The 13,191-nt window shown below is 70.9% G+C and carries 13 protein-coding genes; 4 read left to right on the top strand and 9 right to left on the bottom strand.

What is annotated here, in order from left to right:
- Positions 1 to 452 precede the first annotated feature (452 nt).
- Both DC432_RS16525 and rpsA read right to left on the bottom strand, forming a co-directional pair.
- Positions 453 to 620: a hypothetical protein gene (locus tag DC432_RS16525; protein WP_165801292.1), complete on the bottom strand. Its 168-nt coding sequence runs from the start codon at positions 618 to 620 to the stop codon at positions 453 to 455.
- Between the two features lie 103 nt (positions 621 to 723).
- Positions 724 to 2,178, bottom strand: coding sequence for a 30S ribosomal protein S1 (gene rpsA, locus DC432_RS14660; protein ID WP_058232454.1), 1,455 nt, complete (start codon positions 2,176 to 2,178; stop codon positions 724 to 726).
- A gap of 428 nt (positions 2,179 to 2,606) precedes the next feature.
- On the opposite strand from rpsA, the gene DC432_RS14655 reads away from it, so the two are divergent.
- Positions 2,607 to 3,599, top strand: a complete 993-nt coding sequence (locus DC432_RS14655) for a lytic transglycosylase domain-containing protein (protein WP_207770839.1) — start codon at positions 2,607 to 2,609, stop codon at positions 3,597 to 3,599.
- Between the two features lie 312 nt (positions 3,600 to 3,911).
- Here the strand turns inward: DC432_RS14655 and DC432_RS14650 are convergent, their stop codons facing one another.
- From DC432_RS14650 to DC432_RS14630, 5 genes are all read right to left on the bottom strand, one after another.
- Positions 3,912 to 5,609 carry an ABC1 kinase family protein gene (locus tag DC432_RS14650; RefSeq protein WP_116538501.1) on the bottom strand — a complete coding sequence of 566 codons (1,698 nt, stop codon included), beginning with the start codon at positions 5,607 to 5,609 and terminating at the stop codon, positions 3,912 to 3,914.
- Between the two features lie 53 nt (positions 5,610 to 5,662).
- Positions 5,663 to 6,241, bottom strand: coding sequence for a PadR family transcriptional regulator (locus DC432_RS14645; protein ID WP_108318871.1), 579 nt, complete (start codon positions 6,239 to 6,241; stop codon positions 5,663 to 5,665).
- A 90-nt stretch (positions 6,242 to 6,331) separates the two neighbouring features.
- Positions 6,332 to 7,252, bottom strand: a complete 921-nt coding sequence (locus DC432_RS14640) for a phospholipase (RefSeq protein WP_207770838.1) — start codon at positions 7,250 to 7,252, stop codon at positions 6,332 to 6,334.
- 346 nt (positions 7,253 to 7,598) lie between these two features.
- Positions 7,599 to 9,299: a glucose-6-phosphate isomerase gene (pgi, locus tag DC432_RS14635; protein WP_116538500.1), complete on the bottom strand. Its 1,701-nt coding sequence runs from the start codon at positions 9,297 to 9,299 to the stop codon at positions 7,599 to 7,601.
- Between the two features lie 42 nt (positions 9,300 to 9,341).
- Entirely contained in the window at positions 9,342 to 10,043 is a 702-nt protein-coding gene (locus DC432_RS14630; protein ID WP_116538499.1) for an NUDIX hydrolase, read from the bottom strand.
- A gap of 85 nt (positions 10,044 to 10,128) precedes the next feature.
- Between DC432_RS14630 and DC432_RS14625 the strand changes: the two genes are divergently transcribed.
- The 3 genes from DC432_RS14625 to DC432_RS14615 are packed head-to-tail and all read left to right on the top strand — an operon-like array spanning position 10,129 to position 12,076.
- The gene (locus DC432_RS14625; RefSeq protein ID WP_116538498.1) at positions 10,129 to 10,440 is read left to right on the top strand and encodes a hypothetical protein; all 312 of its coding nucleotides are present in this window, start codon (positions 10,129 to 10,131) and stop codon (positions 10,438 to 10,440) included.
- Entirely contained in the window at positions 10,437 to 11,108 is a 672-nt protein-coding gene (locus DC432_RS14620) for a response regulator transcription factor (RefSeq protein ID WP_279304164.1), read from the top strand. Before DC432_RS14625 ends, DC432_RS14620 begins: the two co-directional genes overlap by 4 nt.
- Positions 11,105 to 12,076, top strand: coding sequence for a sensor histidine kinase (locus DC432_RS14615; RefSeq protein ID WP_116538496.1), 972 nt, complete (start codon positions 11,105 to 11,107; stop codon positions 12,074 to 12,076). Before DC432_RS14620 ends, DC432_RS14615 begins: the two co-directional genes overlap by 4 nt.
- Positions 12,077 to 12,131: 55 nt before the next feature.
- On the opposite strand, the gene DC432_RS14610 is transcribed toward DC432_RS14615, so the two are convergent.
- On the bottom strand, positions 12,132 to 12,923 hold the full coding sequence (locus DC432_RS14610) for an FAD:protein FMN transferase (RefSeq protein WP_207770837.1): 792 nt from the start codon (positions 12,921 to 12,923) through the stop codon (positions 12,132 to 12,134).
- On the bottom strand, positions 12,920 to 13,171 hold the full coding sequence (locus DC432_RS14605; protein ID WP_243393151.1) for an FMN-binding protein: 252 nt from the start codon (positions 13,169 to 13,171) through the stop codon (positions 12,920 to 12,922). Before DC432_RS14605 ends, DC432_RS14610 begins: the two co-directional genes overlap by 4 nt.
- Between the last annotated feature and the right edge of the window lie 20 nt (positions 13,172 to 13,191).

Below are 13,191 nucleotides of genomic sequence, written 5' to 3'. Positions count from 1 at the left end.
AACAAAAGTCAGATCGACGAGGAATAAATTGTCATTTGACAAGTGCACGCTGTTGAGTTCTCAAGGAACGGACGCACACACAGAACAGTCAKCACGACCACCCATGGAGCAGTTCACAAAACAGCCACCGACACACAACCCCACACCACACCCCAGAAGGAGCACCACATGTGAGAGAAGAAGCCGAATGGCAGGACCCCAACACTAGACCAGAAAGCCGAAACTCTCAACATACAGATCGGGGGCGGTTCACCACTTGAGAGGACGCGGGGCCTTCCGGCCGCTCCGCTCTCCCCTGTGGGGCGAACAAGTAATAACTTACGCCCGAACCACCCACCCGTCGAATCCACACCACACCCCGGGCGTGTCGCTCCCACGAAACCCCGAAAACATGCGGAAAAACCAGAGCCCGTCGCGCCAAGCGGCGTGACGGGCTCGATACGGACGATCGATCAGGCGGTGAGGACGAACGCGGGGGCGGCGGCATCCATGTGTCCACCGGTGAACTCGATACCGCTGAAGAACATCGCGCCGATCACCAGCGCGAACACGAAGGCGATCGAGAGGAAGAGCACGGCCACGCCGGCGAGGGTGATGAGGAGGGGAAGTGGAGAAGCCATGGGGACATCCTGCCCTCCCCCGGCGCCGAATGACCAGGGCTTGCGCCCGGGAACGACCGAAGGCCGGCACCCCGAGGGGTACCGGCCTTCGATGCGGGACGGATCAGCGACCGGAGAGCTTCTCGCGAAGCGCAGCCAGCGACTCGTCGTCGGCGAGGGTGCCCTGGGCGGGCGACTCGGACGAGAAGGATCCACCGAACGAACCGGTGTCCGTCGGGTTGGCGGCCTCGGCCTCGAGGGCCTTGGTGACGGCGGCCTTGTGAGCCTCCCAGCGACCCTGAGCAGCGGCGTACTCCTGCTCCCACTGCTCGCGCTGAGCGTCGAAGCCCTCGAGCCAGGCACCCGACTCGGGGTCGAAGCCCTCGGGGTACTTGTACTCGCCACGCTCGTCGTACTCGGTGGCCATGCCGTACAGCGCCGGGTCGAACTCGGTGCCGTTGGGGTCGACCGACTCGTTGGCCTGCTTGAGCGACAGCGAGATGCGGCGACGCTCGAGGTCGATGTCGATGATCTTGACGAAGACCTCTTCGCCGACCGACACGACCTGCTCGGCGAGCTCGACGTGCTTGCCCGACAGCTCGGAGATGTGCACGAGGCCCTCGATGCCGTCGGCCACGCGGACGAACGCACCGAAGGGAACGAGCTTGGTGACCTTGCCCGGAGCGATCTGGCCGATCGCGTGGGTACGGGCGAACACCTGCCACGGGTCTTCCTGCGTCGCCTTGAGCGACAGCGAGACGCGCTCGCGGTCGAGGTCGACCTCGAGGATCTCGACGGTGACCTCCTGGCCCACCTCGACGACCTCGGAAGCGTGCTCGATGTGCTTCCACGAGAGCTCGGAGACGTGGACGAGACCGTCGACGCCGCCCAGGTCGACGAACGCACCGAAGTTGACGATCGACGAGACCGTGCCCTTGCGGACCTGGCCCTTGTGGAGGTTGTTGAGGAACGTGGTGCGCGACTCGGACTGCGTCTGCTCGAGCAGGGCGCGGCGCGAGAGCACCACGTTGTTGCGGTTCTTGTCGAGCTCGAGGATCTTGGCCTCGATCTCCTGGCCGAGGTACGGCGTGAGGTCGCGGACACGGCGCAGCTCGATGAGCGAGGCCGGGAGGAAGCCGCGGAGGCCGATGTCGACGATGAGACCACCCTTGACGACCTCGATCACGGAACCGGTGACGACACCGTCGTTCTCCTTGATCTTCTCGACGTCGCCCCACGCGCGCTCGTACTGCGCGCGCTTCTTGGACAGGATGAGGCGGCCTTCCTTGTCCTCCTTCTGGAGAACGAGGGCTTCGACGTGATCGCCGACGTTGACGACCTCGTTGGGGTCGACGTCGTGCTTGATCGACAGTTCGCGGGAGGGGATGACACCCTCGGTCTTGTAACCGACGTCGAGGAGGACCTCGTCGCGGTCGATCTTCACCACGGTGCCCTCGATGAGGTCGCCGTCGTTGAAGAACTTGAGCGTCTTCTCGACCGCGGCCAGGAAGTCTTCGGCGGAGCCGATGTCGTTGATCGCGACCTGCTTGGTAGCCGGGGCGGTCGTTGCGGTAGTCATGTAGTGGGTTGTCCTAGTTGGGTTTGGTGTCGGGCTCCGGCTGCTGCGCCCTGGTCCGAGAGGACCGGGCCGCCGGGCACTCGCACGCCCGGAGGCGAACGGATGCCGCGAGCCGAAGCAGAGCGGAAGGTTCGTGCGATGCCACGGGCGCGCCCGGAATCCGGGCAGGGCCCCACGTGTGATACCCCAGTCTAACGCACCCGTCTCCCTTCTCGCTGCGCGGGCCGCACCGAGGCGGGGCTGAGCCGAAGCAAGCCCCGCGCGAGGGTCGGAGGATTCGCCTCCGATCGGCTCTTTTCGCCGGGGCTGCGCGGGCGCGACGCCCAGGTGGCGTCCAGACTGGCGTGCCAGGCTCCGGGTTTCGTGCCCGCCGAACGCGGGTCGGACGGTGACACCCGCACCGCCCTCCCTCACGTGAAACCGGTTCTATGCGCTCTGATTCGACGCCCCCTTCCAACCGTCGTGACCGTCGCCTCGCCGCCCGCCGCACCCGCCGTCGCCCCCTGACGGCCATCGGTGCGGTCGTGGTCGGCGTCGTCGCCGCCGCGGCCCTGACCGGCACGGCTCCGGCCGCGACCGCTTCCCCCACCGACCTGTCGACGGCCCGCTTCTCGCTCGCCTCCGCGACCACGCCGACCGTCCTCGCGACCGCCCGCGGCGCCGGCGCCGACGAGGCCCGCACGGCCGAGTCGTCCGCCGCCACGTCGATGGCCGCCGTCACCTCGGTGCAGAACGACATCGCGGCATCCGGTCTGGACATCGGCCAGCCCGCCACCGTCGACACCTCGGCCCTCGAGACCGCCACCGCGCGCCTCGAGGCTGCCTCCGTGCTGCCCGACACTTTCCTGCCCGACCTCGCCGAGGACGTCACCGCCGCGCGGGCGGGCGTCGACCAGCGCGTCGCCGAACTGCGCGGCGGCCTGGACGCCGCCGTCGCGAAGAAGGCCGAAGAGGAGGCCGCCGAGAAGGCGCGCCAGGAGGCCGAAGCGGCCGCGGCGGCTGCGAAGGAGAAGGCGGCAGCCGAGGAGCGGGCCGCCGCCTCCACCCGCACCAGCAACGGTGGCGGCTCGTCCGCCCCTGTTCCCGTCACCTCCGGCGGCGGATCCGGAGACAACAGCCCCGCCGGCGCGCAGGCGACGGCGCGCGGCATGCTCGCGAGCCGCGGCTGGGGCGACGACCAGTTCTCGTGCCTGGTCTCGCTGTGGAACAAGGAGTCCGGCTGGAACTACCGCGCCTACAACGCCGGCAGCGGTGCGTTCGGCATCCCCCAGGCTCTTCCGGGGAGCAAGATGTCGTCGGCCGGCGCCGACTGGGAGACCAACGCCGCGACGCAGATCTCGTGGGGCCTCGGCTACATCTCGGGCCGCTTCGGCACCCCGTGCGGCGCCTGGGAGCACTCGCAGGCGGTCGGGTGGTACTGACCCACCTGCGCCATCGCACGCGAAACGCGTCGTCGGACATCGTCCGGCGGCGCGTTTCGCGTCTCGGGGTTGCGCGCCGTCGCGACGAGCGACGGCTGCCCCCACGATGCCGGAGCGGGATGGAACCCGGGAACCCGGGGAGGGAGAACGACGCACGCCGGCGCAACGGACCGGGTCGCCCGCCGACGAGCACGACCCGCCCGAGCGCCGGCGCAACGGACCGGGTCGAGCGCCGACGAAGCGGACCGGGTCGTGCACCGACGCAGCGGCCCCGGTCGCGCCGGGGCCGACCGCGCCGGGGTCGCGCGTCGGTCAGAGACCGTTGCGGCGGGCGATGAAACCGGCGAGCAGGGCGTGCGACAGCGGGGCGATCGAGACGACCATGAGGATGGTGCCGAGCACCGCCTGCTCGGCCTGCAGGAGCACTCCCCCGATGAGCAGACCGGTGAACAGCACGGACGACACCACCCGTCGCACCATGCGCTCGAGGTCACGTATGCGCCGTTCGATCCGCGGCGTCTGCACCGACACCGACCCGTCCTCGAAGCGCTCGATCAGGTTGTCGATGCGGCGCGGAAGGCGCGCGGTGACGGCGGCGACGGCACCCACCTCGCGCGCGAGGGCCTGGGCGGTGTTGCCGCTCTCTTCGCGGATCAACCGCTGCGCGTAGGGCTCGACGGCATCCCAGATGTTGAAAGCGGGGTCGAGGGCGCTGCACATGCCGCTCGTGAGCGACATCGCGCGGACGATCAGGAGGAAGTTCTCGGGCAGCTGGAACGGGAGCGAGCGCACCACGTCGCCGAACTCGATCGCGAACGCGCGGAACTCGCGCGGATCGACCTCTTGCAGCTCCGCGAACCCCATGCCGCCGAAACGCGCGAAGAGCTGCGTCATCGCGCGCTCGAGCTGGATGGTGTCGGCGGTGGGCAGAAGGACGCCCACATCGCGGATGCCGTCGACCAGACCCTTTCCGTCGCGGGAGGCCGCCGCGATGAGCACGCGACGGAGCCCCCGTCGCAGACTCGGCGGAACCTCGCCCATCATGCCGAAATCGATGAAGGTGAAGCGCCACGCCGGCGTACCCCGGTCGGTCAGGGACCCCGACGGCGTGACGAACACGTTGCCGGGGTGCGGGTCGGCGTGGAAGAAGCCGTCGTCGAAGAGCTGGTCGAACATCACGCGGGCGAACCGCGCGGCGACCTCGGACGGGTCGATACCCGCGGCGCGCAGGGCGTCGACGTCGTTGATCTTGATCGCGGTGACGTCCTGCAGCGTCAGCACCCGGCGGGTCGTGCGCTCCCAGACGACCTCGGGGACGGCGATCGAGCCGTCGGAGCCGAAGTCGGCGGCGAATCGCTCGGAGTTGGCGGCCTCGTGCAGGTAGTCGATCTCTTCGAGGCTCGTCACGGCGAACTCCTCGACGAGCGAGGGCATGTCGACCCGATCGCGCACGAGCGCGACCTTGCTGAGCCACACGCCGACCTTGCGCAGGGCCCGCAGGTCCACGTCGACGATGCGGTCGATGCCGGGGCGTTGGATCTTGAGCACGACCGAGGTCAACCCGGTCTCGCCGGCCATCGCGTCCGTCAGGACCGCGCGATGCGCCTGACCCAGCGATGCCGCGGCGAGGGGACGCTCGTCGACCGAGGCGAAGGCGCGTTCCAGCGGCATCCCGAGCTCTTCTTCGGCGCGGACGCGCATCTGGGCGAAGGGCACCGCGGGCACCTCGTCCTGCAGACCCTCGAGCTCTTTCGTGATCTCGGGCGGCAGGACGTCGAGGCGCGAGGACATGAACTGACCGACCTTGATCATCAGGCCGCCCAGATCGACCGCGAGCACGTGGAAGCGCTGCGCGATGCGCTGCAGCCGGCGGGTGCGGCCCCGGGCGGAGATCCACCCGAGGCCGAACCGCGGCAGGAAGAGCTCGTACCACCACGCCTGGACGAGGTAGCGCGCGGCGAAGCGCGTGATACGGCGGTAGCGGGCCTTCATGAGGGCGTCGTCGGTCATCGAATCTCCTGGATGCCGACGTGCGCCCCGCACGCGTCGAGCTCGGGCAAACCTCAGCCCTGGGCGAGGATGGAGTAGAGCTTACGGCGCGCGTCGTCGAGGATCTCGACGGCTTGCGCGACCTGCTCCTTGTTGCCCGTGCGGGCGACCTGGGCCGCCGCCTGCGCCAGTTCGACGCCGGCCTTGGGCAGCGCGGTCATGCGTCCTCCCTCGCGCGAGCCCGCGGCCTCCCACGGAGCGGTGCGCTCGGTGGTCTCGTCGCCGGCCGCGGCGCGACCCTCGGGCGTGAGCGAGTAGGTCTTGCGACCGTTGGACTCCTCGGCCTGCACGAGACCCTCGTCGGTGAGGAGCTGGAGCGTGGGGTAGACGGAGCCGGGGCTCGGCTTCCACGACCCGCCGCTGCGCTCTTCGATCTCGCGGATGATCTGGTACCCGTGCATCGGCTGCTCGAGCAGCAGCGACAGCACCGCGGAGCGCACGTCGCCCTTGTTCATGCGCGGCGTCGAGCCGGCCTTCTGCTCGAACTGCGTGCGCAGCTGCTCGAGCCCCTCGAGGATGTTGGACATCGGCCAACCGGGGGTGTTCGAACCACCGCGTCCGCCGAACGCGTCTCCCAGGAATGAACCACTCATGACGACCTCCTTCGCGCGGACCCGATCTGAGTCAGCGATATACAACGATATATCGCTGGAGAGGCACCGGGGTGGGTCGTCAGGCGATTCTCAGTACCAGTTGACCGCCTGCGAGTGACCCCAGGCGCTGCACGGCGTTCCGTACCCGCGGTCGATGTAATCGAGACCCCACGCGATCTGCGTGGCCGCGTTCGTCTGCCAGTCGGCACCGAAGGACGACATCTTGCTGCCCGGGAGGGCCTGCGGGATGCCGGTGGCCCCGCCGTCGTTGTTGTAGGCCTGGTAGTTCCAGCCCGACTCCTTGGTCCACAGCGACACGAGACACGAGAACTGATCGCTTCCCCACCCGTACTTCTCGGCGGCGAGCTGCGCGGCGTAATCCTTCGCGCCGGCGGGGGTGTTGACCCGCGCGAGCGCCTCAGCCGCCTCGGCCTGACGCTGCGCCTCGGCAGCCGCCGCCTCCGCAGCAGCCTTCTCGGCCTGTCGCTGCGCCTCGGCGGCGGCGTCCGCGGCCGCCTTCTCGGCCTTGGCCTGGTCGAGACTGCCCTGCACCTCGGCCACGCGCGCCGACACGCGATCGGTCTCGGCCTGGGCGTTCTGACTGAGGGCGGGGACCAGCAGCACGGGCAGCAGGTCGCTCGAGCCGAGGCGATCGACCGCGTCCTGAAGCGCAGAGGTGTCGACGGACGCATCGCCGATCGACAGCGGCAGCCCGGTCGAGGCCACATCGGCCTGGACGGCGGTGGCGCTGGCGAGCGCCGCCTGCGCGTCGGTCATCGCCGAATCGGCGCCGGTGGTCACGTCTCCCAGCGTGGGGGCGGACGAGATCGTCACCGCCGACCCGGGCGCGGCGAAGGAGGACGCGGACGCGTCGGGCAGGGAGACGGGGGCGGCCATGGCGAGACCGGTCGTGGCCACGAGGCCCAGCGCGAGACCGGCGCACGTGGCGGCGGTGACGAGGGTGCGGCGGGCGCGGTGGACACGGACGAGCTTCATATCGGAACGCAGCAAGGAGAGATCTTTCGTTCGGGCGCACTCGTCGGGATCGAGCGCGATCTGCGCCGTCGGGTCGGCACAAGTCCCCGAGTGTGGGTGCCCCTTCTGAGCGTTATCTCTTCGTTACCTGGACGGACGGTGGGAGCGGGGCTTCTGTCACGCCTCTTGGCCGTCGCCGTCCGCGTCGTGGCGCAGCCAGCGCCTCGTCGCCCGTTTTATCCCTTTTGACCAGCCCTTTAGCTACGGCACCCGCCCTGGCCGCGAGGGCACCGCGCACCCGCCCGACGGACGACGGACGGGCCGCCCCGGAAAGATGCGGAAATCCCTCCGGGGCGGCCCGTCATAGCGGCGGAACCGCCGGTCAGGCGCGGTGCGCGCGGTAGTAGTCCAGCAGCGAACGCGTCGATGCGTCCTGCGCCGCCAGAGCCTCGTCGTCCCCCTCGATCGCCGGCGCGATCTGCAGCGCGAGCTGCTTGCCGAGCTCGACGCCCCACTGGTCGAACGAGTTGATGCCCCAGATCGTGCCCTGCGTGAAGGTGATGTGTTCGTACAGCGCGATGAGCTGACCGAGCACCGACGGCGTCAGCGACGGGGCGAAGATCGACGTCGTCGGACGGTTGCCCGGGAAGGTGCGCGCCGCCACCAGCGCTCCGGTCGTGCCCTCGGCCTCGACCTCGGCGGCGGTCTTGCCGAAGGCCAGCGCCTTCGTCTGCGCGAGGAAGTTCGCCAGGAACAGCCCGTGCACGTCGCGACCGTCGTCGGCGAGCGGATACGCCGGGTTGACGAAGGCGATGAAGTCGGCCGGGATCAGCCGGGTGCCCTGGTGGATGAGCTGATAGAAGGCGTGCTGACCGTTCGTCCCCGGCTCGCCCCAGAACACCTCGCCCGTGTCGGTCGTGACGGGAGTGCCGTCCCACCGCACCGACTTGCCGTTGGACTCCATGGTCAGTTGCTGCAGGTACGCCGCGAAGCGGTGCAGCTGCTGCGCATACGGCAGCACGGCGTGCGACTGCGCACCGAGGAAGTTGGTGTACCAGACGTTCAGCAGACCCATCAGCACCGGGACGTTCTGCTCGATCGGAGTGGATGCCACGTGCTCGTCGACCGTGTGGAAGCCGGACAGCAGCTCGCGGAACACGTCGGGGCCCAGGGTGATCGCCAGCGACAGACCGATCGCGGAGTCGACCGAGTACCGGCCGCCCACCCAGTCCCAGAACCCGAACGCGTTGTCGGGGTCGATCCCGAACGCCGACACCTTGTCGAGCGCCGTCGAGACGGCAACGAAGTGGTGGGCGACGGCGTCGGTGCGGGCGGCATCCGTCCCGTCGATGGCACCCGCCGCGGCCAAACCCTGCCACAGCCAGTCGCGCGCGAGACGGGCGTTGGTGAGGGTCTCGAGGGTGGTGAAGGTCTTGGACGCGACGATGAAGAGCGTGGTCTCGGGGTCGAGGTCGGCGGTCTTCTGCGCGATGTCGGTGGGGTCGATGTTGGACACGAAACGCGCGTGGATGCCGGCGTCCGCATAGGGCAGCAGGGCCTCGTACACCATCACCGGTCCGAGGTCGCTGCCGCCGATGCCGATGTTGACGACGTGCGTGACCTTCTTGCCGGTGACCCCGCGCCACTGGCCCGAGCGCACGCGATCGGCGAACGCGGCCAGGCGGTCGAGAACCTCGTGGACGTCGTGATCGACCTGCTGGCCGTCGACGACGAGGGCCGGCTCGGCGCCCGCGGGGCGGCGGAGGGCCGTGTGCAGGACGGCGCGGTCCTCGCTGGTGTTGAGGTGGGCGCCGCGGAGCATGTCGGCGAAGCGCGCGCGGACGCCGGTCTCGTCGGCGAGCGCGACGAGGGCCTCGAGCACCTCGGGGGTGACGAGGTTCTTCGACAGGTCGACGTGCAGATCGCCGACCGTGCGCGTCAGGTCGCGCGTGCGGTCTGCGTCGGCGGCGAACCAGCCGCGCAGGTCGGGTTCGAACCCGTCGCGCAGAGCGGTGAGGCGGGACCAGGCGGAGGTGGAGGTGGGATCGATAGGCGCAGTCACCCTGCTCACGCTAGCGAGCATCGGGGCCGCGTGCGGGCCGGATGACGAACGCGGCTCGACGCGCTAGAGGCGATCGGCGCTCGGGGGCACCGGGAGCGGGACCTCTCTCGTGCGGTCCCACTCCTCGGTCCACCCGAGGCGGTCGAAGAGGCCGTCCAGGAGCATCGCCGTGAAGCCCCAGACGATCTGCGGCCCGCGCGGGGTCTCGACGGCGAACGCGGGGCCGCGCCACTCGCGGCCGTCGCGGTGGATGACCGTGACGCCCCGACGCGCGGGGTCGAGCAGGTCGGCGACCGGCGCGCGGAAGACCTCGGCGGACTCGGCGAGGTCGACGGCGCGCACCGGCGTCGGGCGGGTCCACCACCCCAGTACCGGGGTGACCTCGTGGCGCGAGTACGCCAGGGGCACCGGCGCGAGTGAGCCCAGCACGTCGACGCCCGCGGGATCCAGACCCGTCTCTTCGCGGGCCTCCCGCAGCGCCGCCGCCACGGCATCCGCATCTCCCGGATCCAGCCGACCGCCCGGGAAGGCGACCTGACCCGGATGCGCGCGCAGAGTGGCGGCGCGGGCCAGGAGCAGGACGTCGAGGTCGCGCGGGACGCTCGGGGAGTCCCGTTCGCTCGGGATGCCGTCGAGCACGCCGAACAGGATGAGGACCGCCGCCGCGCGGGCCTCACCCTCGACGGGCAGGGCGCGCAGGTCCGGCGACACGTCGCGTCGTCCCGAGGCGAGGAGGATCTCGAGCTCTGCGCGAGGAGAGGGCATGGATCGAGGCTATGCGCTCGCCGACGTGCGACACCCGGCCCGGCATCGACGGCGACATGTCAGGATGAGGAAAGGGAGGAACGCGATGTCCGAAGTGCTGCACGCGGTGACCCTGGTGGTCGACATGCCCATCACCAAGATCGACGCCCTCGATGCGATCGCCTTCGCCGCCGACGGCAACGTCGAGGACGCCGGCACCGCCCGCCCGCGGGTGTGGCTGGCGCCCCACGCCTGGGCCGAGGTCGAGATCCCCAAGTTCGCCGATCCGCCGCCCTTCGCGATCGACGTCTACTCCGACGTCTCGGGCGAGATCGCCTGGGCGCAGGCGCGACGACTGCACGGCGCCCTCGAGCGCTTCGGATGGAACGTCGCCCCGCCGCGGGCCGGCGTGAGGTGAGCGACACCGCCCGACCGCGGGTGCTCTACGTCGAGGACGACGCCGAGATCGCGGCCATGACCATCGAGGTCCTGAGCGAGACCTACGACGTCGCGCACGAGACCGACGGAGCGACCGGGCGCGACCGCGCCTTGCGCGAGACGTTCGACGTGATCCTGCTCGATCGACGCCTGCCCCGCCGCGACGGTGCTGAGATCGTGCGCGACCTGCGCACCGCCCACATCACCACACCGGTCCTGATGCTCACCGCCCTCGGGTCCGTCGCCGACCGCGTCGACGGTCTCGACGCGGGCGCGAACGACTACCTGCTCAAACCGTTCGACTTCGACGAGCTGCTCGCGCGCCTGCGGGCCCTGCGCCGCGCGTTCCGGGCCGAGGGCCGCCGCCGCGGTGTCGCCGAGTGGACCTACCTTCCCGACACGGCGGTCGTCTACGGACCCACCGGGGCGCGCGTCGCGCTCACCGCGACCGAGAACGCCGTGCTCGACCTGCTCACCCGCAGCCCCGATCACGTGTTCTCGCGCGAGGAGATCGCGCGGGCGGTGTTCTCGTCCCCGGATGCCGTGACCACGGTCGACACGTACGTGCACTACCTGCGGCGCAAGACCGACACGGACCTGGTCGAGACCGTCCGCGGCCGCGGCTACCGCGCCGGGGCCGAGCGATGACCGCCGACACGGACCGCCGCGTCGTCCGCGACGCCGCCCTGCGGGTGGGGACGCTGGTCGCGGGCGCATCGGCCGTCGCGATCGCGGTGGGGGTCGGCATCCTCGTCGCCGTCCTGGTCTCGGGTGCACGCACCGAGCAGGGCGGCCGCCACCCCGGGTTCGGCGGGAACGGTGGCGGCGACCGGTTCGTCGTCGACCTCGACGACGTGCTGCCCTGGGTCGTCGGGCTGGGCCTGGCGGGCGTGATCGTGCTGGGCCTCGTGGGATGGGCGGCGGCGCGATGGTCGGTGCGTCCGCTGGACGAGGCGCTGCGTCGCCAGCGCGCCTTCGTCTCGGACGCCAGCCACGAGCTGCGCACTCCCCTCACGGCCCTCACCAGTCGCATCCAGATCGTGCAGCGTCGATTGAGCCGCGGCGAGCCGGGCGACGAACCGCTCGAACAGCTGCGCCGTGACGCGCAGGTGATGGACGACGTGCTCGCCGACATGCTGCTCACCGCCGAGGGGACGGCCGCACGGGGGACGGCACGGGTGGACGAGAGCGTGCGCGCCGCCGTCGACGTCCTCTCCGCTCTGGCTGACGACGCGGGGGTCGCGCTGCGTGCGAATACGCTCGCCGCCGAGGTCGTCGCCGTGCCCGCGGTGACCGTGACGCGGATGTGCACGGCCCTGCTCGACAACGCGATCGGTCACTCCCCCGCGGGCGCGGCGGTCGACGTGTCGGCCGACGTCGAGGACGCGGACGTGGTGATCCGCGTCGAGGACCGGGGCGCGGGCATCGGCGCCGACGACCTGCCCCGCATCTTCGAGCGCTTCGCCCGGGGCGCGGAGTCGGGGCGCCGCCGGGGATTCGGGCTGGGGCTCGCCCTCGTGCGCGAGGCCGCGGGCCGCTACGGCGGCCGCGTCGAGGTGGAGCGCACCTCGGCCGCGGGAACGGTGTTCGCCCTGCGCCTGCCGCGGGTGGACTGAGCCGGCGCCTGGGCCGTCGAGCCGGGGCGCGGACCGAGCCCGCCGACGGGTCGGGTCAGCCGGCCAGGGCGTCGTGGAACGCCGACACCTCGACACCCCCGGCGAAGCGCCGGGTGCGGCCGTGCTGCCACACGATCCCGGATGCCACGGGCGCCGATCCGACCACGTCGAGGTCGTCGATCCCGGCGACGGCGGCGATCGTCGCCCACGCGTCGGCGGTGGCGAGGTCGGACGCGACGACCGTCGCACTCACCGGACCCGTGAGCGCCGCCCCCGTGCGGGGATCGATCAGATGCGCCCCTCGCTCGGCCGTGCCCGAGGTGGCCACGGCGGCGTCGACCACCTCGACCGTGGCGAGCAGGGTTCCCGCGCGGGTCGGGTGCGCCACCCCGACGCGCCAGACGTGGTCGCTGCCGGCCGCGGTGCGCAGCCGCATGTCGCCCCCGACGTTCACGCCCACCGCCTCGATCGCCCCCGCGGCGAGGACGCCGTCGAACGCCGTCGCCGCGGCATCCACCGACCAGCCCTTCACGTACCCGGTGGGGTCGAACCATCCGCGCCAGTCGGCATCGAAGCGACCGCCGCTGCGCGCGCGCAGCTCGCGGCACCGCGCCGCCACCTCGGCCACGCGGGGATCGGCCTCGTCGAGAGCGAGCAGTCCGTCGCGCAGGCGCGAGACGTCCGAGTCATCGCGATACGTCGAGAACACGCGTTCGTCGTCCCGCAGCCGCTCGATGCATGCGGCGACGGCCTCGCCCACGTCGCCGTCGCGGCGCACGGCGGCGATGAGCGTGATCGAGGCGACCGTCCCCATGACCTCGGCCGTGACCGTGACGGCCGGGCTCACGAGCGGGCCTGGTCGAGGGCGGACTGCAGCGAGGTGCGGTACCCGGTGCTGGTGTAGGTGGCACCCGAGACCATGTCGACCTGCGCGCTCTGCGCCGTCATCGTCTGCTGCACCAGGATCGGCAGCGCGCGCGAGTTGATCTGCTGGTCGCGCCCGCTCTCGGAGGGGTACTGCGGGACCTGCACGTCGGTGATGGTCCCGCCCGACACCGTGATGCGCACCTGGACGGGACCGTAGSSGGYGAACACCCGCTACGGTCCCGTCCAGG

This window comes from Microbacterium testaceum (assembly GCF_003075375.1).
GTDB classification, from domain to species: domain Bacteria; phylum Actinomycetota; class Actinomycetes; order Actinomycetales; family Microbacteriaceae; genus Microbacterium; species Microbacterium testaceum_E.
This window is presented reverse-complemented; position numbering and strand designations above follow the sequence as displayed.